Origin of the sequence: Dokdonella sp., assembly GCF_041395345.1 — a bacterium.
GTDB lineage: Bacteria > Pseudomonadota > Gammaproteobacteria > Xanthomonadales > Rhodanobacteraceae > Dokdonella.
On the sequence record NZ_JAWLAR010000001.1, the window covers coordinates 235,008 to 255,081 of the forward strand.

General features: G+C 61.6%; 16 protein-coding genes. 8 read left to right on the forward strand and 8 right to left on the reverse strand.

All coding sequences use genetic code 11. The annotated features are described in order from the left end of the window. Positions 1 to 29: 29 nt before the first annotated feature. A complete protein-coding gene (locus tag R3F00_RS01145) occupies positions 30 to 167 on the forward strand; it encodes a hypothetical protein (protein ID WP_371279861.1) in 138 nt (45 codons plus the stop codon). On the opposite strand, the gene R3F00_RS01150 is transcribed toward R3F00_RS01145, so the two are convergent. The 5 genes from R3F00_RS01150 to dnaA form a co-directional block, all read right to left on the reverse strand. Beyond that, positions 168 to 1,430: a tetratricopeptide repeat protein gene (locus tag R3F00_RS01150; protein ID WP_371279862.1), complete on the reverse strand. Its 1,263-nt coding sequence runs from the start codon at positions 1,428 to 1,430 to the stop codon at positions 168 to 170. It abuts the gene before it with no gap. Between the two features lie 244 nt (positions 1,431 to 1,674). Continuing rightward, positions 1,675 to 4,086: a DNA topoisomerase (ATP-hydrolyzing) subunit B gene (gene gyrB, locus R3F00_RS01155; protein ID WP_371279863.1), complete on the reverse strand. Its 2,412-nt coding sequence runs from the start codon at positions 4,084 to 4,086 to the stop codon at positions 1,675 to 1,677. Between the two features lie 177 nt (positions 4,087 to 4,263). After that, the gene (gene recF, locus R3F00_RS01160) at positions 4,264 to 5,352 is read right to left on the reverse strand and encodes a DNA replication/repair protein RecF (RefSeq protein WP_371279864.1); all 1,089 of its coding nucleotides are present in this window, start codon (positions 5,350 to 5,352) and stop codon (positions 4,264 to 4,266) included. A gap of 80 nt (positions 5,353 to 5,432) precedes the next feature. Next, entirely contained in the window at positions 5,433 to 6,533 is a 1,101-nt protein-coding gene (gene dnaN / locus R3F00_RS01165; RefSeq protein ID WP_371279865.1) for a DNA polymerase III subunit beta, read from the reverse strand. Positions 6,534 to 6,740: 207 nt separating this feature from the next. Continuing rightward, on the reverse strand, positions 6,741 to 8,063 hold the full coding sequence (gene dnaA / locus R3F00_RS01170; protein WP_371279866.1) for a chromosomal replication initiator protein DnaA: 1,323 nt from the start codon (positions 8,061 to 8,063) through the stop codon (positions 6,741 to 6,743). A gap of 318 nt (positions 8,064 to 8,381) precedes the next feature. On the opposite strand from dnaA, the gene rpmH reads away from it, so the two are divergent. From rpmH to R3F00_RS01205, 7 genes are all read left to right on the forward strand, one after another. Then, the gene (gene rpmH, locus R3F00_RS01175) at positions 8,382 to 8,522 is read left to right on the forward strand and encodes a 50S ribosomal protein L34 (RefSeq protein ID WP_092408490.1); all 141 of its coding nucleotides are present in this window, start codon (positions 8,382 to 8,384) and stop codon (positions 8,520 to 8,522) included. Then, complete coding sequence (gene rnpA / locus R3F00_RS01180) at positions 8,491 to 8,922, forward strand: ribonuclease P protein component (protein ID WP_371279867.1); 432 nt, start codon at positions 8,491 to 8,493, stop codon at positions 8,920 to 8,922. Before rpmH ends, rnpA begins: the two co-directional genes overlap by 32 nt. A gap of 109 nt (positions 8,923 to 9,031) precedes the next feature. Further along, the gene (gene yidC, locus R3F00_RS01185; protein WP_371279868.1) at positions 9,032 to 10,750 is read left to right on the forward strand and encodes a membrane protein insertase YidC; all 1,719 of its coding nucleotides are present in this window, start codon (positions 9,032 to 9,034) and stop codon (positions 10,748 to 10,750) included. A 39-nt stretch (positions 10,751 to 10,789) separates the two neighbouring features. Then, on the forward strand, positions 10,790 to 12,136 hold the full coding sequence (mnmE, locus tag R3F00_RS01190; protein WP_371279869.1) for a tRNA uridine-5-carboxymethylaminomethyl(34) synthesis GTPase MnmE: 1,347 nt from the start codon (positions 10,790 to 10,792) through the stop codon (positions 12,134 to 12,136). A gap of 53 nt (positions 12,137 to 12,189) precedes the next feature. Then, entirely contained in the window at positions 12,190 to 12,804 is a 615-nt protein-coding gene (locus tag R3F00_RS01195) for a YdeI family protein (protein ID WP_371279870.1), read from the forward strand. Between the two features lie 156 nt (positions 12,805 to 12,960). Next, positions 12,961 to 15,219 (forward strand): alpha/beta fold hydrolase, encoded by a 2,259-nt coding sequence (locus R3F00_RS01200; RefSeq protein WP_371279871.1) that lies wholly within the window; start codon positions 12,961 to 12,963, stop codon positions 15,217 to 15,219. A gap of 185 nt (positions 15,220 to 15,404) precedes the next feature. Next, the gene (locus tag R3F00_RS01205) at positions 15,405 to 17,300 is read left to right on the forward strand and encodes a DUF2207 domain-containing protein (RefSeq protein WP_371279872.1); all 1,896 of its coding nucleotides are present in this window, start codon (positions 15,405 to 15,407) and stop codon (positions 17,298 to 17,300) included. Positions 17,301 to 17,409: 109 nt separating this feature from the next. Here the strand turns inward: R3F00_RS01205 and R3F00_RS01210 are convergent, their stop codons facing one another. The 3 genes from R3F00_RS01210 to hslU all read right to left on the reverse strand — a co-directional run bounded on the left by R3F00_RS01210 (position 17,410) and on the right by hslU (position 19,962). Beyond that, positions 17,410 to 17,766, reverse strand: a complete 357-nt coding sequence (locus tag R3F00_RS01210; protein ID WP_371279873.1) for a gamma-butyrobetaine hydroxylase-like domain-containing protein — start codon at positions 17,764 to 17,766, stop codon at positions 17,410 to 17,412. A 104-nt stretch (positions 17,767 to 17,870) separates the two neighbouring features. Further along, positions 17,871 to 18,485 (reverse strand): hypothetical protein, encoded by a 615-nt coding sequence (locus R3F00_RS01215; RefSeq protein ID WP_371279874.1) that lies wholly within the window; start codon positions 18,483 to 18,485, stop codon positions 17,871 to 17,873. 139 nt (positions 18,486 to 18,624) lie between these two features. Then, the gene (hslU, locus tag R3F00_RS01220) at positions 18,625 to 19,962 is read right to left on the reverse strand and encodes an ATP-dependent protease ATPase subunit HslU (RefSeq protein ID WP_371279875.1); all 1,338 of its coding nucleotides are present in this window, start codon (positions 19,960 to 19,962) and stop codon (positions 18,625 to 18,627) included. Positions 19,963 to 20,074: the final 112 nt, after the last annotated feature.

Consider the following 20,074-nt stretch of genomic DNA (forward strand, 5'->3'; position numbering starts at 1 on the left):
GCGCGCGATCCGCCGGATTCCCCGCGGACATGACTGATGCCAATCCCGCAAAGCAGAGCCCATCACGGTACAACACCCGTGTGCTATCCGACAAGACCCAGGCGTGGAAGCCGCGTGGGCGCAGGCTGCAGCGCGGCGATGTCGCGATGATGACGTTTCCGTATTGATCATTTGCGCTTCAACTTCACGCCGGAAGTGACCGCTTTTATTCGCTGCTCTGCCATGACCTTCGTGCTCGGAAAGGTGGCTGCCTTGCGCCATGCCGCCAGCGCGGCCGCATCGTTGTTGGCATAGCTCTCGATATCACCCAGAAGTACGTAAGCCTCCCCCTCCTGGCGCAGCTTGCCTTTCTTGATGGCCCGGTCGAGGGCCACCTTGGCTTCCGGACCGCGCTCGGCGTAGAACAGCATGAAGCCGAGCTGGTAGTCGACATTGCCGTCTTCGGACTGCGCGGACGCATTTGTATAGGCCTCGATGGCGCAGGGATCGTCCTCTGCCTGGCTGCAGACGTCGCCAAGCAGCTTGTTGTTCTCGTAGGTCGGTTTGACGATGCCCTTGCTCATGCCTTCCTTGAGCGTGCTTGCGGCTTCCTTGGGCTTGTCGGCATTCGCATACAGCTTGGCCAGTTGCGTGTAGTCCTCGGAAGCCACGATCAGACCCTGGTCCTTGGCCTTGCTGAGCACGGCTATGGCCTCGGGATACTTGTCGTCGTTGACGTAGATCGTGGCGAGCTGCTTGATCAACTTGATGTCATTCGGGTTCTTCGCCAGTTGTTCCTTGACCACGTCGGCAGCAGCCCCGTATTGATCCAGCTCGGCCAGGCTGGCCATCAGGATCTGGTTCCAGCTTTCCTTGGGTTCATCGGTGCTCGCGATAGCCCGCTTCATCGTATCCGCGGCTTCCTGGAACTTGTCTAGGCGATAGTAGATGTTGCCGAGCAGGGCAATCTGGTCCGCGTTCTCGGACCCGGTTTCGGTCTTGAACCGGTCCAGCGTGGCCAGAGCATCCTCGTACTGTTCGGTCTGGACCTGAAACTGGGCGAGACGATACATCAGGGCGAAATGCGCGTTGTTCGGCAACGAATCCAGCTCGACGGCCCGGGCCGTGGCAGCGATGGCTTCGGCCTCCTTTTCCTGGTCCCAATAGATGGATCCGAGCAACTGTTGCGCGAAGGCTTCCGCGTAGGGGCTGACCTTCTTCCCGCCCAGCACTTTCTCGATCTCGGGAAGAGCCTTGTCGAACTCGCCGTCATTGACGTAGTCGGTAGCCTTGTTCAATGCGCTCTGCTCGCGCGAGCTCATCGTGACCTTGGGGTCCTTGCGCGCGGCATTGGGGAAATCGACCTTTTCCTTGGCCGCAAGAACTGCAGTGCTTGAAAACAGCAGCACGGTCGCGCAAAGCACGATTTGTGCAAGCCTCGGTAGCTTCATGATCTCTCCTCGACTGTTTGTCCCGGGATGCTGATGCCCCGGCAACGAATCTTTCCGGATGGTTCGAGCGTACCGCCGCAGACACGGCCTGTACAGGCTTGAACCGGTAATTTTTCTCCAGTAGCGTGCTCTTGCAACGGTGCAACGCAGCTGTGCGTCTTGCGGGGTTGGCTGGCCGGCGCTGGCACCGGCCCTTGAGTATATTTTTATAAGTGTTAGCGGATTCGCTGGCCGCCTGCGCGGCTCAGATATCGAGGTTGCTGACCCTCAGCGCGTTCTGTTCGATGAATTCGCGCCGCGGTTCGACGACATCTCCCATCAGGGTCGAGAAGATCTCATCGGCAGCGACGGCATCCTCGATGCTGACCTGGAGCAGACGGCGGGTTTCGGGGTTGACCGTGGTCTCCCACAATTGCTCCGGATTCATTTCGCCGAGGCCCTTGAAGCGCTGGATCGTGCGCCCCCGTTTTGCCTCGTCCATCAGCCACGCCTGTGCTTCGGCAACGCCACCCGTCAACACGAGTGACTTGCTGCCACGGCTGACGGTTGCTCCGGGCTGGATCAGACCGGAGATCTGGCGAGCCGCTTCCGCGATGGGTCGGAATTCACCGCCGAAGAAGAAGTTGGACGGCAGTATCTGGGTGGTCAGGCTGCCGTGCTGTTCGCGATCGATGACGAGTGCAGCGGGGTGCTCGTCGGTGGCGGCTCGAAGCGTGAACTGATAGCGCGCGAGGCCCGAGCCGGCCCGGTTCATCAGCTCGCCCAGCTGCGACAGCCATGCCTGGGTCTGCGCAGCGTCCTGCCAGGATTCGCCCGATGGGGGCGGCGCGTCCATGAAGGCGCGCAGCAGGGTCACGTCGTGGCGCGAACCGAGGCGGTCGATCTGGTCCAGTGCGGCCTGGTAGTCGAACAGGAGTTTCTCCAGCCCGGCACCCGTCAGTGGGGGCGCATCGGGGCTGTAGGCGAGCTCGGCATTGTCGACCGCATTCGAGATCAGGTAGCTGTTGAGGGCGGCGTCATCCTTGAGATAGAGCTCCTGCTTGCCCTGCTTGAGCTTGTACAGCGGCGGCTGGCCAATGTAGATGTGCCCGCGTTCGATCAGTTCGGGCATCTGGCGATAGAAGAAGGTCAGCAGCAACGTCCGGATGTGGGAACCGTCGACATCGGCATCGGTCATGATGATGATGCGGTGGTAACGCAGCTTGTCGATGTTGTACTCGTCCTTGCCGATACCGGTGCCGAGTGCCGTGATCAGGGTTCCGATCTCGGCCGATCCGAGCATACGGTCGAAGCGCGCGCGCTCCACATTGAGGATCTTGCCCTTCAGCGGCAAGATGGCCTGAGTCTTGCGATTTCGCCCCTGCTTGGCCGAACCGCCGGCGGAATCACCCTCGACGATGAACAGCTCGCTCAGCGCGGGATCCTTTTCCTGACAGTCGGCCAGCTTGCCGGGCAATCCCGCGATGTCCAGGGCGCCCTTGCGCCGGGTCATCTCGCGGGCCTTGCGGGCTGCTTCGCGGGCGCGTGCGGCATCCACGACCTTAGCCGCAATGGCACGGGCCTCGTTCGGATTCTCGAGCAGGAATTCCTCGAGCTTCTGGTTGACCGCCGACTCGACGATGCCCTTGATCTCGCTCGAAACCAGTTTGTCCTTGGTCTGCGAGGAAAACTTCGGATCGGGCATCTTCACCGACAGCACGACAATCAGCCCTTCGCGCATGTCATCGCCGGAAAAACCGACCTTGGCCGTCTTCTGGATGCCGGCCTTGTCGATATAGCTGGTCAGGGTGCGGGTCAGCCCTGCGCGCAGGCCGGCCAGATGGGTGCCACCATCCTTCTGGGGGATGTTGTTGGTGTAGGGAAAGCAGGTTTCCTGATAGGAATCAGTCCATTGCAAGGCGGCTTCCACGGTGATGGCATCATTTTTCAGCGAGAAATAGATGACATTCGGGTGCAGCGGTGTCTTCAGATGGGCCAGGTGCTCGACGAACGACCGGATGCCGCCGGCGTACTCGAAGACGTCCTGGCGCTCGGTCCGCTCGTCGGTCAGTTCGATACGAACGCCCGAGTTGAGGAAGGACAGCTCGCGCAGGCGCTTGGCCAGAATATCGTAGTGAAATTCGACATCCGAGAAGATTTCCCTGCTCGGCAGGAAGCGCACGGTCGTGCCGAGGCGGGTCGACGGACCGACGACCTTGAGCGGGTACTGTGGCTCGCCCATGCGGTATTCCTGATGGTGCTCGGAACCTTCGCGATAGATGGTCAGCCAGAGATGCTCCGACAAGGCGTTGACCACCGAGACGCCGACGCCATGCAGGCCGCCGGAGACCTTGTAGCTGTTATCATCGAACTTGCCGCCGGCATGCAACACGGTCATCACGACCTCGGCCGAGGAACGACCCTCCTCATGCATGCCCACCGGAATACCGCGGCCGTTGTCGACGACACTGACCGAGCCATCGGTATGGATCGTGACGGAGACGCGGTCGGCGTGCCCCGCCAGGGCCTCGTCGATCGAGTTGTCGACCACCTCGAAGACCATGTGATGCAGGCCAGAGCCATCATCCGTGTCACCGATGTACATGCCGGGACGCTTGCGCACGGCCTCAAGGCCTTTGAGGACCTTGATCCTGCTTGAATCGTATTGCTCGCTCATGGGACTCCGCGGTGTTCGGGTGCGGCCACGGCGCAGGCTGCGCAGCGGCCGGAAGACAAGTCCTTGATTATAGCAGTCAGGCGGCATTTCCGGACAGTTGCCAGGTTGGCTTGCGAGCCTCCTGTTTGGGTTCCTGGCGCGGTCCGGGAGGGACAGGACCGGTTGAGCCGGAGCCGCTCAGTCTGAGCTCGGCTCGCCGACAACCCGGCCTTGTTCCACGTGGAACACCCGGCAGCCACCGGGCAAGTCCCGCACCCCCGCAGGCAAGTCGGTTCCGGTCACCAGAACCTGGGCACCGCTGGCATGGATCAGTTCGATGACGCGCGCCTGGTGATTCAGATCGAGCTCCGATCCCAGATCATCGAGGCATACCATGGGCCACTCGCCACTGAGTTCGGCATGCAAGCGGGCCTGGGCCAAGACCAGAGCCAGTGCACAGAGCTTCTCCTGACCACGCGAAAGATGTTCCTTTCTCGGTGCAGCCTCGAACCCGATCGACCAATCGGCCCGATGCGGTCCCCTGCCCGTATGCCCGCGCTCGCGATCCCGTTGTCGACTTTCGGCCCAGGTCTCCAGCAACTCGGATCCTTCCTTCCAGCCCTGGTCGAAAGCCATGGCAGGCGCACCCAACTCGGTCAGGAACTCACCCAATACCGCATCCAGCACGGGACGCAGGTGCTCGAAATAGGTTTTGCGCATCTGCGTCAGCGCGTGACCCGATTCCGCCATCTCGATCTCCCACGGCTCGAGTGACGCCACATCGGCCCCATTTCGAAGCGCGCTGTTGCGCTGGCGCAATGCACGCTGGTAGCGCCGCCAGTGTTCAAGAAAGGCGTGTTCCACGTGGAACACGCCCCAATCGAGATAGCGGCGACGCTCTTCTGCGGCTCCGTTGATCAATTCATGGGACCCGGGCTCGAAGCAAACCACCGCGCACGCCTCGACCAGCCCCGAAAGGCCGGTCGCTTCGCCGTCCACGCGTGATTCGAGCTTGCCACCGGCACGCGACAAGCCCAGACGTCGTTCACGGCCATTGCCGCATGAAACACTGCCAAAAACGGAAAACCCCGTGCTGCCGATCGAGCTCAGGCTTTCCCGTGCCCCGCGCCGGAACGAGCGCCCATGGGAAAGCAGAAACACCGCCTCGAGCACACTGGTCTTGCCGGCGCCATTCGGGCCGACGAATGCGTTCCAGCCTGACGTGGGCGTCAACACGACATCGCCCAGGGACCGAAGATTTTGAATGCGCAGTTCGCTCAGGTACATCGGCAACCGGTGCTCCGGAATGAAAAAGCCCGCGCTTCCAGGGAGGCGCGGGCTTCAGGGTGGCTCAAGATCAACCCGGATCAGAGGCGCAACGGCATGACCACATGCCGGGTGTCGTCGGAATCCACCTTGCGCAACAGGCAACTGGACTGGGCATCACGCAGACTCAGAACGATCTCTTCCCCACTCAACGCAGCCAGGGCATCCATCAGGTAGTTCACGTTGAAGCCGACGCTAAGCTCGGAAACACTGGTCTGCACCTCAAGTTCCTCGACCGCTTCTTCCTGCTCGGGATTGTGCGCGACGATGCGCATCTTGTTCGGGCTGACCTCCAGTTTGACTCCGCGGTACTTTTCGTTGGAAAGAATCGCGGCACGTTGAAGTGCAAAGCGCAGTTCGTCGCGACCGACCCTCACGTCCTTGTCGGCGCCAATCGGGATCACGGCCTCGTAATCGGGGAATCGCCCGTCGATCAGCTTGGAAGTGAAGGTTACGCCGCCACGGCGCAGACGCATGTGGTTCTTGCCCAGCTCCAGCTCGACATTCCCTTCCCCGGCCTCGAACAAGCCCTGCAATTCCAGCACACCCTTGCGTGGAATGATGATCTGGCGGCGCGCCGAAATCCTGGAATCGAGTCTGGTCTCGGCGAGAGCCAGGCGATGTCCATCCGTCGCCACGCAACGCAATGACTCGTCGCGCACGTCAAGCAGCAAACCGTTCAGGTAGTAGCGCACATCCTGATGGGCCATCGCGAATGCGGTTCGCCCGATCAGGTCCTTCAGCGTCGCTTCCGGCAGGCTCACGCGTTCGACGACATCGATGTTGTCGATGACCGGAAATTCGCTGGCCGGCAAGGTCGCCAGGGTAAATCGGCTGCGCCCGGCGCTTACCGACACACGTTCGCCATTCTGCTCCACCTTGACCTTGGCTCCATCCGGCAAGGCCCTGCAGATATCGAACAGCTTGCGTGCGGGAATCGTCACTTCGCCCTCGACCAGATCCTCGGCCGCCGTACGGGCGATCATTTCAACTTCCAGGTCGGTTCCGGTAAACGAAACCCCGTCGGCTCCGACGTTGACCAGCAAGTTCGACAGGACTGGAAGGGTTTGTCGACGTTCGACAACACCAACGACCTGTTGCAGCGGTTTCAGCAAGGCTTCGCGAGGAAGAATGAAGCGCATGATTGGGTCCCTTCCTGTTACTGGCTTTGGTTTATTCAAGACTTGTGGTGGCAGTAGGCTATGGGGATAAGCCTGTTTTTCTCAATAAAACGTTTATAATCAACAATTTGGGATGGAAACTCGGGGTGGAGAACTGAGCCGGCCCGATGTGCATGGTCTGTGGATAATTCTAACCTGATCAACTGTCCACCGCTTATCCACAACTCGTCAACCTGTCAGCGTGCGAACCAGCTTGTCCCAGTCCTGATTGAGCTTTCCATCCGTCTCGCGCAGATTCCTGATCGTACGACACGCATGCAAGACCGTCGTGTGGTCGCGCCCGCCAAAGGCATCGCCGATCTCCGGCAGGCTGTGCTCGGTCAATTCCTTGGCCAGGGCCATCGCCATCTGACGCGGCCTGGCCACCGAACGGCTGCGCCGCTTGGAGAGCAAATCCGCCATGCGCAACTGGAAGTACTCGGCGACCACCTTCTGGATATTGCTGATCGAGATCGCCTGGGCGTGAACCGTGAGCAGATCGCGCAGGGTTTCCTGCGCGAATGCGACGTCCACCTGCCTGCCGCCAAAATTCGAACGCGCGATCAGGGTATTCAGAGCGCCCTCCAGATCACGCACGTTTGAACGCATGCGCTTGGCGATCAGGAAGGCGACATCCTCGGGCAAATCGACACCCTTGCTCGCTGCCTTGCTCAACAGGATGGCGGCGCGTGTTTCGAAATCCGGTGGTTCGATGGCAACCGAAAGGCCCCAGCCCAGCCGCGACTTGAGGCGTGGCTCGAGATTCTCGACCTCCTTCGGGAACCGGTCGCAGGTCAGGATGATCTGCTGCTTGCCGTCGAACAAGGCATTGAACGTGTGGAAGAACTCTTCCTGGGTCGTGTTCTTGCCGGCGAAGAACTGGATATCGTCGATCAACAGCGCGTCCACGCTGCGGAACCGACGCTTGAATTCATCCATGTTCTTGGTTCGCAGCGCATCGATCATGCTGCCGACGAATTGCTCCGAGCGCAGGTACAGCACCTTGCATGCGGCGTTGTTCTGGCGCATCAGGTTGCCCGCCGCATGCATCAGGTGGGTCTTGCCGAGACCGGTGCCGCCGTACAACAGCAAGGGGTTGAAGGCGCGTCCGGGGTTGGTCGCCACCTGCATGGCGGCGGCCTTGCCCAGTTCGTTGGTCTTGCCTTCGACAAAGGTCTCAAAGGTGTAGTTCGGATCAAGATTGTGGGCGGCGCTGGATCGTGTTGCAGACTTGGCCTGGCTGCCGGCGGCCCGTTCGGCGCTCTTGCGCCCGTCCAGGGTGCCGACCGCGAGCACGATCGGGACCGGCGAACCGTTCTGGTATTCGATGACGGCTCGAATGCGCGCGAAAAAGCGCTCACGCACCATTTCCAGCGTGTAGTCATTCGGCGACAGCAGCTTCAAACCCTGCGCGCTCTCGCTGGCCTGCAGGGGTTTCAGATAGGTCTGCACGTCTTCGGCGCCGAATTCCGTTTCCAGACGCTCAATGCAGCGCCGCCAAAGCTCGCTCATGATTCCTCTTCGATCAGGTGGGGCCGCTCAATCGCGCGAAGGCCTGGGCCGACGCGAGCAGCGCAGTCTAACCCGAACGATTCGGGAGGTCGCTGGAATTGCTGCTGCACGCTTCCATGTGGTCTGATCGTGCGGCCGTGCCAGGCGCCGCGTACTCGACTCCGGCCTCGACCGAATGGGCGCGAATCGTCGGTGGCGCGGCGCCCGAGCGCCGAACCCCGCCGATTCCGGCACGGGCCGGCCTGGCTGCAACGCTTGACGCAACAGCCCGCGCGCCCCTATCATTCGCGCCCTTTTCTCCAAGCCTGGCGCCACATCATGGCCACCAAAAGAACCTACCAGCCGAGCAACCTCAAGCGCGCTCGCACCCATGGATTTCGCGCTCGCATGAAGACTCGTGGCGGTCGCGCCGTGATCAATGCACGTCGTGCCAAGGGCCGCAAGCGTCTCGCTGTCTGACAATCTGCCTGGCGGTGCCATGGGGCTGTACAGCCTCCCGCGCACCGCGCGACTGCTCAAGCCCGGTGACTTTGCCGCGCTGAAAGGAAAATCCAGACGCATCAGCGTCCGCCATTTCCTCGCCGAGTTCTCCCCGAATGACCTGCCGACCTGCCGTATGGGCCAGGCCGTGTCCCGGCGTGTCTCCAGGCGTGCGGTTGACCGCAACCGCATCAAGCGCCTGGTCCGTGAAAGCTACCGCCACGTGCGCGCGCAGCTGCCCAGCGTGGACATCCTGCTGATTGCCCGATCCAGCGCCGTGCAAACGCCGAGTGCAGAGCTGCGCGATGACCTTTCGTTGCTCTGGAAAAAACTGCTGACATTGAAGGCTGCAGCCAGCACCGGCACAATGCGCGGCTGATTGCGCTTGCCGAGCCGACTCGCCACGTATTCGTCGAGTCGGGTTCGGCCGCCCCATTCCTTTCCATTCGCCGAAGTCTGGCGAGCTCGTCCAAGAACCCGATGCCGCCATGAATAATCCCCGCACTTTCCTGCTGGTCGCCCTGTTTGCCCTGAGCTACCTGATCTATTCGCAGTGGCAGATCGACTACAACCCGCAGCGGGTCGAGGCGGTCGAAGAAGCCGCGCCGAAGGCGGCCAGTCAGGACCCTGCCATTCCAGTCGCCAGCGATGCCGATATTCCGCAGGCTGGCAGCGTGCCGGCCCCCATCAAGGCCGAGGTGCCGGGCGAACTTGCGCCGGCAGGCACGCAGATGGAGCCGGTCACGGTCACCACGGACCTGTTGCGCATCCAGATCGATCCCCGCGGTGGCAATGTCGTCAGCGCGGATCTGCTGGCGTACCCCGAACAACCGAACGAAGCCCAGCGCGTGCGCCTGTTCGATACCGATCCGTCGCGCTACTTCGTTGCCCAGAGTGGCCTGGTCAGCACCGACAGCCCTGCTCCGAACCACCAGGCACCGTTCCAGACGGCCAGCCACGACTACGTGCTTGCCGACGGTCAGGATCGGCTCGAAGTGCCGCTGACCTGGTCGGACCCGTCCGGTGTCCAGGTCAGCAAGATCTTTGTCTTCCAGCGTGGCAGCTATGTCATCGAGCAGCGCCAGCAAGTCGACAACCAGAGCACCACGAAATGGACCGGCAATGCCTACCGGCAGCTGCAACGCGTGCCGCTGGTCCTCGACAGCTCCGGCATCAAGGGATACACGAATACCTCGCGCTACAGCTTCATGGGCGCGGCCTGGTACAGCCCGGAAGAGAAATTCCAGAAACTGAAGTTCGAAGACTTCAAGTCCGATCCGCTCAATCGCACCGTCACCGGTGGCTGGATCGCCCTGCTTCAGCACTATTTCTTCGCCGCATGGATTCCACCCGCGGATGAAGCCGACCAGTTCAGCAGCAAGGAAGTGGGCAGTACAGGCCAGGTTCGCTACCTGGTCCGCAGCGCGTCTCCGGCGATCGAAATCGCACCGGGAGCACAGCAGACCTTCAGCGCCCGCCTGTACGTCGGTCCAAAATTGCAGAGCACGCTGGACGACCTCGCACCGGGCCTGGCCAAGACCGCCGATTACGGCATCTTCACCGTCATTTCCGAACCGCTGCACTGGCTGCTTGCCCAGTTCCACAAGCTGACCGGCAACTGGGGCTTCGCAATCATCCTGCTCGTCATCCTGATCAAGGCGGTGTTCTTCAAGCTGTCCGAGGCGCAATACCGATCCATGGCGAAGATGCGCAAGATGCAACCGCGCGTGGCCGCGCTGAAGGAACGCTACGGCGATGACCGCGCCAAGATGAATCAGGCAATGCTGGAGCTTTACAAGAAAGAAAAAATCAACCCGCTTGGGGGCTGTCTGCCCATGCTGGTCCAGATTCCGGTTTTCCTCGGCCTGTACTGGGTGCTGCTCGAAAGCGTCGAGCTGCGCCAGGCGCCGTTCATCCTCTGGATCCACAACCTGACGGCGCCGGATCCCTACTATGTGCTGCCCGTGCTCAATGCGGCAACGATGCTGGCCACCCAGTGGCTGACACCGATGACCGGCATGGATCCGATGCAGGCCAAGATGATGAAGTTCATGCCAGTCATCTTCTCCGTGCTGTTCGCATTCTTCCCGGCTGGCCTGGTCCTGTACTGGACGGTCAATGGCGCGCTTGGATTGCTGCAGCAGTGGATCATTACGCGGCGTATCGAAGCAGGACCAAAGGGCTCGGTTCCGGCCACGACCAAGTAGCTTTCATAGCGAATCAACAAGGATGCGCAAGGCGCAAGCATGACCAGCCAGGGCCAGACGATTGCCGCCATTGCCAGCGCAACCGGCGCTGGCGGTATCGGCGTTATTCGCCTGTCCGGTCGCAGCTGTCTGGAAATTGCCGTTCACCTGCTCGGGCGCGCGCCAAAACCGCGCCACGCGCATCCCTGTGCCATCCGTGACGCAGCAGGCGGCGTGCTCGATCGTGGCCTGCTGCTGTATTTCGCTGCACCCCATTCCTATACCGGCGAGGACGTGCTCGAGCTGCAGATGCACGGCAGCCCGGTGATGTTGCGAACCCTGCTCGCTCGCATGATCGAACTCGGCGCGCGTCCTGCCGGCCCAGGGGAATTTTCCGAACGCGCATTCCTGAACGGGAAACTCGATCTGGCCCAGGCCGAAGCGATCGCCGACCTGATCGCGAGCAGCTCCGAGGCGGCCGCCCGCGCCGCAACACGCAGTCTCGAAGGCGAGTTTTCCAGGCGCGTCAACGAATTCACCGAAGCCGTTGTGCGACTGCGCATGTGGATCGAGGCAGCGATCGATTTTCCGGAGGAGGAGATCGATTTTCTGGCCACGCCACGCCTGCTCGAGAATTTCGCCGAGTTGCGATCCCGCCTCGACCGCCTGCTGTCGGCAACGCGACGCGGCGTACGGCTTGCGGATGGCTTGCATGCGGTGATCATCGGTCGACCCAACGCCGGCAAGTCGAGTCTGCTCAACGCGCTGGCGGCCAGCGAGCGCGCCATCGTTACCGAAATCGCCGGCACGACACGCGATGTGCTGCGCGAAAGCATCGACCTGGACGGCATCGGTGTGACCCTGGTCGATACCGCCGGGTTGCGCGAATCCAGCGATGTCGTCGAGATCGAAGGCATCCGACGCGCGCGCGCCGAGCTGGACAAGGCCGACCTTGCGATCCTTGTCACCGACGACCGACAGGTCGACGTCGATCTGGAACTGATTGCCCGCTTGCCCAAGGCGGTTGCACGACTGATCGTGCACAACAAGATCGATCTGGCCGGCGCAACACCGCGGCGTGAAACAATCGACGGCATTCCTCATGTCTGGCTTTCGGCCCGGGACGGGCCCGGGCTTGACCTGCTAGTCGACGCGCTGAAAAGCGCTGCCGGCCAGGGCGAGGGCGGGGATGGTGCGTTCAGCGCGCGAGCGCGCCATGTCTCTGCACTGGAGCGCGCCAGCGAACATCTGGAAGCCGCAGCGAGTTCCCTGCAACATCAGCGAGCCGGAGAACTGGCTGCCGAGGGGCTGCGCCAACTGCAGCACGAGCTCGATGGAATCACCGGAGAATTCAGCAACGAAGACTTGCTCGGTCGCATTTTCGCGGATTTCTGCATCGGCAAGTGAACCCGCGCTGGGGTCGTTCCAACCGGGTCCTGTCGCGATTACGGAGTGCAACCATGCCGAAAGCCGACCCCCGCGTCGATGCCTATATTGCAGGATCCGCTGATTTCGCCAGACCGATCCTGGAGAATTTGCGCAAGCAGATCCATGGTGCCTGCCCGCAAGTCGAGGAAACTATCAAGTGGGGATTTCCCCACTTTGTCCACGCAGGTGGGGTGGTTTGCTTCATGGCCGCATTCAAGCGACACGCCGCATTCGGTTTTCACAGAGCCGCGCTGCTTGCTGGAATTCCCCCTGGCAAGGACCGGGAAGCGATGGGCCAGTTTGGCCGTCTCCTTTCCACTGCCGACCTTCCATCGCCGACGACTTTGGCCTCGCTTTTGCGCCAGGCGGCAAGGCTCAACGAAGATGGAACCGTCGCGCCGAGGCGAACCTCAAAGAAGAGCGCATCACCGTCACCCATGCCCCGCGAGCTGGCGCTCGCGCTGAGCACAAGCAGGAAGGCGCGCTCGACTTACGACTCTTTTCCCCCAGGCGAACAGCGCGAATATCGCGACTGGATTGCCGAGGCGAAGCAGGAGGCGACTCGCAAGCGTCGCGCTGCACAGGCAGTCGAGTGGCTTGCCGAAGGCAAGAGAAGAAACTGGAAGTACGCAGCGCGCCGTGAATGACAACGACAGCCATGCAAGACGCATGCACGGTCGATGGCGCCTCTGCGCGCAGGCAAATGGCACAACATCCATCTGAACGGACCATGTGTTCTCCGCTGCAAGGTATCAATCATCTACTGGCTTGCGGATAATGAGCGGCTTATCGGGAGATCGAGAATGCGCGCCCTGTTGTTTGCCATGATGCTGTTGCCTGTTGCCTGCGCCGCCGAGTCACTGACGATCGAAAGAATCTATTCCGGCGGATCGCTGGACGGCTCGGTGCCGCGTGAGCTGAAGATTTCACCCGATGGACAGCGCGTGACTTTTCTGCGCGCAAAGCAGGACGACCAGAACCGTCTGGATCTCTGGGAGTACAACCTCAAGGACAACGCTACCCGTCTGCTCGTTGACGCAGATGCGCTGGACAGCGGGAAAGAGCTTAGCGACGCCGAAAAGGCCCGCCGTGAGCGTGCCCGCACGGGCAGCCTGAGTGGCATCGTCAGCTATTCCTGGGCACCCAATGGCAAGGCTCTCCTGTTCCCGCTGGGAGGAAAACTTTATCTTTACACACTGGACGCCAAAGCGGAGACGGCAGTTCGTGAACTGCCGACGGGTGGAGATTTCATCGATCCCAAGGTATCGCCAAAAGGCGGCTATGTATCCTTCGTGCGCGAGCAGAACCTGTGGGTCATCGACCTTGCCAGCAACGAAGCCAGGGCACTGACCAACGACGGCGGTGGTCCCGTCCACAACGGCGAGGCCGAGTTTGTCGCCCAGGAGGAAATGGATCGCAGCGACGGCTACTGGTGGGCACCGGACGACTCGCTGGTCGCCTTCGAGCGTTATGACGAATCCGGCGTCGAAGTCGTCAAGCGCACCGAGGTCTATGCCGATCGCACCGAGACTGTCGAACAGCGCTATCCGGCGACCGGTACACCCAATGTCGAGGTCAAGCTCGGGCTCGTTGCACCGAGCGGCGGCGTGACGCGCTGGATCGATCTTGGCGTGGACCCCGACATCTATCTGGTCAGGGTCAAGTGGCTTCCAGATGCAAGCGGGCTCAGTTTCCAGATCGAGTCGCGCGACCAGCAGCGTCTCGAACTGAATCTGGTCGACGCGGCCAGCCTCGAGCAACGCACCGTGCTCGAAGAGACCAGCGATACCTGGATCAATCTCAATGACGATCTGCGCTTTCTCGCCGATGGCGAGCGCTTCATCTGGGCCAGCGAACGCAGCGGATACAAGCATCTGTATCTGTATGGACTGGATGGCAATCTGATCAACGCCATCAGTTCGGGCGACTGGAACATCGACGAAGTGCTGGGCGTTGACGAGAAACTGGAACGGGTCTACGTGATGTCGAACCGAGGCTTTGCCCCCGATGCACAGATCTATGCGCTCAAGCTGGATGGCAGCCAGGCGGATGATCCGCAGCGCATCAGCAAGCGCAACGGCACGCATGCGGCGAAATTCTCGACGGATGCGACCTTCTATCTGGACACATTCAGTGATCCGGAAACACCACCGCGGACGAGCGTGCGCAAGCCGGATGGCGAATTCATCGCCTGGATCGAACAGAACCCGCTGGATGCCGGGCATCCCTACGCAGCCTACGTCGAGAACTTCATCAAGCCGGAATTCGGAACCCTGACCGCCGACGATGGCCAGATCCTCCACTACCGCCTGTTCAAGCCGGCCGGGTTTGATCCCAGCCGACGCTATCCGGTACTCGACTATTTCTACGGCGGACCCGGCGCACAGAAAGTGACGCGCGCATGGGCGGATCAGACCACCCATTTCCTGCAGTACATGGCGCAAAGCGGCTACGTGGTTTTCACGCTGGACAATCGCGGAACTTCACGCCGCGGACGCAAGTTCTCCGATGTCATTCATCGCCAGCTCGGAAACGCCGAAGTACTCGACCAGTTGGCCGGCATCCACTGGCTGAAGCAACAGCCCTGGGTTGATGGTGATCGCATCGGCACGTTTGGCTGGAGCTATGGCGGCTACATGACCACCATGATGCTGGCCAAGGCTTCGGAGGATGTCGCGGCTGGCGTGGCTGTCGCGCCGGTCACCGACTGGACCCTGTATGACACCCATTACACCGAGCGCTACCTGTCGACGCCGGAGGACAACGCCGCCGGTTACATCCGCAGTGCGCCTTTCGCCTGGCTGGACGGATTCAGCTCGCCGCTGCTGCTGATTCATGGCATGGCTGACGACAACGTGCTGTTCTCGAACTCCACCCAGCTCATGTCGGCATTGCAGACACGTGGCATCCAGTTCGACCTGATGACTTACCCGGGCGGCAAGCACAGCCTCTCGTCGAATGCGATGAAAACGCATGTCTTCACCCTGATCGCGAACTGGCTTGACCGGCAACTCGAACCCGGGAAAGTGGTGGAAACGCCACCTGCCCAAAAGCCGCACTGAGCAGGCTGAGGCCAGCATTGTGCTGCCCGGTCCTCAGCGAGCCCGGCCCTGACATGGAAGGGCGAGGCCACAATCGGGATGACGCGGCGCTGTCCAGGCATCATCATCCCTCGTGGTGGAGGCCCCTGAGGCCGCCATTGAACGTATGGAGATCATTGAACCGATAGCCCCGCCGGGAGTCCGTCATGATTCGAACGCTCTTGATTCTGCTGTTCCTGCTCTGCTGTCTGGACGCCTACGCAGACGAACGCATCCTCGAATTCCACAGCGATATCGAGATCGCCCGGGATGCAACGATGGGCGTCACCGAAACGATTCGCGTGCGCGCCGAAGGCAATCGTATTCGGCGCGGCATCTATCGCGATTTCCCGACCCACTACAGGGATGCCAACGGCAACCGCGTACATGTCCTGTTCGAGCCACTCGGGGTCACCCGCGACGGCAAGCCGGAAGCCTGGCACGTCGAGTCGCTGTCGAATGGCGTCCGCGTCTACTTCGGTGATGCCAACGTCTACCTGGGCAATGGCGAATTCACCTACGCGTTCCGCTATCGGACAGCGCGTCAGCTCGGGTTTTTCGACAAGCATGACGAGCTCTACTGGAACGTGACCGGCAACGGCTGGGATTTCATCATCGAGAAAGCCAGTGCCAGCGTGAGCCTGCCCGAGGCCGTGAGTGCGGACCGCATCACCGTCGAGGGCTATACCGGGCCGCAGGGTTCGAAAGCGCAGAATTATGTGGCCAGCGTCGATGCCCAGGGGCGCGCGCAAATCGCGACAACACAGCCGCTGGCTCCGCAAAACGGCTTGACGCTCGTGGTCGGCTTTCCGAAAGGGGTGGTCACCGTTCCTGATTTCAAGCAAAGCCTGCGCTGGTTTGCTGCCGACAATCGCCGTGAAGCGGTGCTTGCGCTGGGCCTGCTCCTGCTGTGCGGATTTCTTGGATTGCAATGGTGGCGCGTGGGCCGTGATCCGGAAGGTGGCGCCATCATTCCGGAATACGATCCGCCGGCGGGTCTTTCGCCGGGGGCCATGCGATACATCCGCAGGATGGGCTATGACAACCGTTGCTTTGCCGCCGACATCGTCCAGCTTGGCGTACTCGGTGCGGTCAGGATCAGCAAGGAGACCCATTCCAAGTTCGTCGTCGAACGCAGCCACGCAGGTGGCTCCGGATCGGCCATGCCGGAATCGACCAGGCTACTCTATGAAGGCTTGCTCGGCGATCGCAGCTCGATCGAATTCAAGCAGGAAAACCACGACATCATCGGACCGGTACGCAGGGCCCACGAGAAATTGCTCGACAGCACCGAGGCCAAGCCGAACTTTCGCCGCAATGACGGCATCGGTTGCCTCGGCGGGCTGATCAGCATTGCCACCATCGTGGCCGCGTTCCTGATCGACAATCTGGGGCCCACCCCACAGGCGATAGTCGGAGCGGTGGCTACCTTCATCCTGGCCTCGATACTCGCCAGCGTGATCTACAGTCGGATCGCTGCCCGTATCGACGGTCGAGCCACGGGTGTCCTGAGTATTGTTGGCCTGCTTTTCGCGCTGGCGTTGACTGCGGGCGCGGTCTGGTTTCTTGCCCATTTCACCAGCCTGCTGTTTGCATTGCTGGTGGCCCTGATTGCCGGCGTACAGGTGCCCTTCGGCTACTTGATGCGTGCACCGACTCCAGCCGGCCGCAAGCTGCTCGACCGCATCGAGGGCCTGCGCCTGTATTTGGGCGTCGCCGAGCGCGACGATCTGGTTCGGGCCAAGGCACCGCCGATGAGTGTCGAGGAATACCAGCGCCTGCTGCCGTATGCCATGGCGCTGGATGTGGAAAAGACCTGGGGCGATCATCTCGCCGCCGCCATCGGTCCTGCGGCAATGGCAGCGGCGGCGGGCAGCATGGCCTGGTATGCGGCGAGCGATGCATCGCGCGGCTTTGATGCCGGCAGCTTCGGCAGCTCGCTTGGATCTTCGCTCAGCAGCGCGATCAGCTCGTCGTCGACCGCTCCGGGCTCATCCTCCGGTGGCGGCGGCGGTGGCTCGTCCGGAGGTGGTGGCGGCGGCGGCGGCGGCGGCGGATGGTAGCAGCCTGGACAGCGGCGTCAGGATGAGCCGCTGACAAGTGCAGGGATTCGCAAGTGCCCGGGCAACAGCGCAGTGGCCAGCCGCTGCCCAGTCCCGTATCCCGACCCGGCTATCCAGCCCGACTCTTGCCGGCGGCTTCGAGTGCAGCGAGGTATTCGGCCCAGTTCCTTTCCCGATCGCGACCCAATGTGTACAAGGTATCCCAGGCAAAGATGCCGGTCTGGTGTCCGTCGCTGAACTTGAGCAGCACGGCGTAGTTTCCAACCGGAACGATTTCGTCGATGTTGACGTCGATCTTGCCGGCCACCAGCACCTTCTGACCGGGCCCGTGCCCCTGCACTTCCGCGCTGGGCGAATTCACGCGCAGGTATTCGGCCGGCAACCGGAACACCTCGCCATCATCGAATCCCACCTCAAGATCGTGCGAAGCACGGTGCAGGGTGATCAGGGTTGGAGTGGGGTTCATTGGGGAAACGGGAATGAGGAACTGGGAAGTCTGGAGTACAGTCGGAAGGGAGCCGCCACTTTGGCTTGACCCGTTCCCTATTCCCTATTCCCGACTCCCAGCATTCAATGCACCGAATCGGACAAGGGCACGCGGGGGTTCATCGGCCCGGAGGGGGGGCCGGCGACCAGCCACAGCGCTTCCAGATAACCGGTACCGAAGCCGATCGAGCAGATCTCGTCGAATCCGTAGTCGCCGGCATCCGCATGCCAGTGCGCATTCGGATCCACCTCCCTCACCACCAGGGCGTCGGACTCCACGTTGACCAGCTGGCCGATGTAGCTGACCTCGCCGTCATCGTCTTCAAGTACGTTGACCGAAAGCAGCGGTGCGAAACGCATGGCTGCCTCGGCGATCACGGCCCAGTTGTCGAGCGGGAAATCCTTCGGGATGGTCAAGGCCTCGTCGCGAATGGCCAGTGCCTTCTCCACGAATTCGCGCGAGGGGTCTTCCTCGATCTGGCTCAGGTCGGCGATGGTCAGCACGACATAGCCGTCGAAACGCATGGCATCGCCGACTTCCGCGATCAGGCAGAAATCGCGCGAAAGGCCCACGACATAGCCGTGAATCCAGCCTGGCTGGACCTTTTCACGGGCGAAGCGCATCGGAATTCGGGCTTCCAGCGCCTCGCGCAGGATGACGCGGACACCGGTGGATCTGAACGGGACAACAGTACTCATGGCGCTATGGTCGGATGAATGGCTTGTGGCTGCAAGTTTGCAGCCGGGAACAGGGAATCGGGAGTCGGGAATGGGAGAAGCAGTCCAATGGAGCTGCTCGCGTTTGCTCCAACCATTCCCGCTTCCCCTTTCCCTGCAGTCAAAGGATGTACCGCGACAGGTCCTCGTCCCTGACCAGCTCGCCGAGATGATCCTCCACGTAGGCTGCATCGATCGTGAAGGATCCGCCTTCCTGATCGGAGGCGGTGAACGAGATCTCGTCGAGCAGCCGTTCAAGCACGGTGTGCAGCCGGCGCGCACCAATATTCTCGGTGCGCTCGTTGACCTGGAAGGCCACTTCGGCGAGTCGCTTGATGCCCTCCTCGGTGAACTCGAGCTTGACCCCTTCCGTCCCAAGCAGAGCCGTGTACTGCTTGGTCAACGCGTGCTGGGGCTCACTCAGGATGCGGCGGAAATCATCCGCGGTCAGGGCGCCCAACTCGACGCGGATCGGAAACCGACCCTGCAATTCGGGAATCAGGTCAGAGGGCTTGGCCAGCGAGAATGCGCCCGAGGCAATGAACAGGATGTGGTCGGTCCTGACGATGCCGTGCTTGGTCGACACCGAGGAGCCTTCGACCAGGGGCAGCAAGTCGCGTTGTACGCCCTCGCGGCTGACACCGGCGCCGCTGAACTCGCCACGCTGGGCCACCTTGTCGATCTCGTCGATGAAGACGATGCCGTTCTGTTCGCAATTGTCGATCGCGTGCTGCTTGATTTCCTCGTCATTGACCAGCTTGCCGGCCTCTTCCTCGATCAGCAGCGGTCGTGCCTGAGCCACGCTGAGCTTGCGCTTCTGCGTTTTTGAACCGGCCAGCGACTGAAACATGCCGTGCAACTGGTTGGTCATCTCCTCCATGCCCGGTGGCGCCATGATTTCGACGCCGACGTTGAGAGCAATTTCGATCTCGATCTCGCGATCATCGAGCGCGCCCTCGCGGTACTGCTTGAGCAGCTTCTGGCGCGTGTCGGCTGCGCGATCATCCTTTGCCTGGGGTTCATTGGCGAAACCGACCGACTGCCGACGCGGCAACAAGGCATCAAGGATGCGGTCTTCGGCGCGGTCTTCCGCCTGCGTGCGCACGCGCGCCTTGGCCTGCTCCCGCGCCATCTTGACCGAAGCGTCGGCCAGATCGCGGATGATCTGCTCGACATCCTTGCCGACATAGCCGACCTCGGTGAACTTGGTCGCCTCGACCTTGATGAACGGCGCGTTGGCCAATGCCGCGAGGCGCCGCGCGATCTCGGTCTTGCCGACACCGGTCGGACCGATCATCAGGATGTTCTTTGGCGTCACCTCGTTGCGCAACTCCGGCTCCAGCTGCATGCGCCGCCAGCGATTGCGCAGCGCGATCGAGACCGCGCGCTTGGCCGCGTTCTGGCCAATGATGAAACGATCAAGCTCGTGGACAATTTCGCGGGGAGTCATTTCTTGCATGGGGTGGAAGCCGGGAATAGGGAGTAGGGAAAGGGGAATCGGGAATCGGGAATCGTAAAAGCAGAATGCTGCGGGCAAGGGGCTGAAGTTGGAGAGTCTGGTTGCTGCTCTT

Bases quoted from the DNA above. Each gene is read 5' to 3' on its own strand.
- R3F00_RS01145 (WP_371279861.1), top strand. From the start codon at position 30: ATGACTGATGCCAATCCCGCAAAGCAGAGCCCATCACGGTACAACACC.
- R3F00_RS01150 (WP_371279862.1), bottom strand. From the start codon at position 1,430: ATGAAGCTACCGAGGCTTGCACAAATCGTGCTTTGCGCGACCGTGCTG.
- gyrB (WP_371279863.1), bottom strand. From the start codon at position 4,086: ATGAGCGAGCAATACGATTCAAGCAGGATCAAGGTCCTCAAAGGCCTT.
- recF (WP_371279864.1), bottom strand. From the start codon at position 5,352: ATGTACCTGAGCGAACTGCGCATTCAAAATCTTCGGTCCCTGGGCGAT.
- dnaN (WP_371279865.1), bottom strand. From the start codon at position 6,533: ATGCGCTTCATTCTTCCTCGCGAAGCCTTGCTGAAACCGCTGCAACAG.
- dnaA (WP_371279866.1), bottom strand. From the start codon at position 8,063: ATGAGCGAGCTTTGGCGGCGCTGCATTGAGCGTCTGGAAACGGAATTC.
- rpmH (WP_092408490.1), top strand. From the start codon at position 8,382: ATGGCCACCAAAAGAACCTACCAGCCGAGCAACCTCAAGCGCGCTCGC.
- yidC (WP_371279868.1), top strand. From the start codon at position 9,032: ATGAATAATCCCCGCACTTTCCTGCTGGTCGCCCTGTTTGCCCTGAGC.
- mnmE (WP_371279869.1), top strand. From the start codon at position 10,790: ATGACCAGCCAGGGCCAGACGATTGCCGCCATTGCCAGCGCAACCGGC.
- R3F00_RS01195 (WP_371279870.1), top strand. From the start codon at position 12,190: ATGCCGAAAGCCGACCCCCGCGTCGATGCCTATATTGCAGGATCCGCT.
- R3F00_RS01200 (WP_371279871.1), top strand. From the start codon at position 12,961: ATGCGCGCCCTGTTGTTTGCCATGATGCTGTTGCCTGTTGCCTGCGCC.
- R3F00_RS01205 (WP_371279872.1), top strand. From the start codon at position 15,405: ATGATTCGAACGCTCTTGATTCTGCTGTTCCTGCTCTGCTGTCTGGAC.
- R3F00_RS01210 (WP_371279873.1), bottom strand. From the start codon at position 17,766: ATGAACCCCACTCCAACCCTGATCACCCTGCACCGTGCTTCGCACGAT.
- R3F00_RS01215 (WP_371279874.1), bottom strand. From the start codon at position 18,485: ATGAGTACTGTTGTCCCGTTCAGATCCACCGGTGTCCGCGTCATCCTG.
- hslU (WP_371279875.1), bottom strand. From the start codon at position 19,962: ATGCAAGAAATGACTCCCCGCGAAATTGTCCACGAGCTTGATCGTTTC.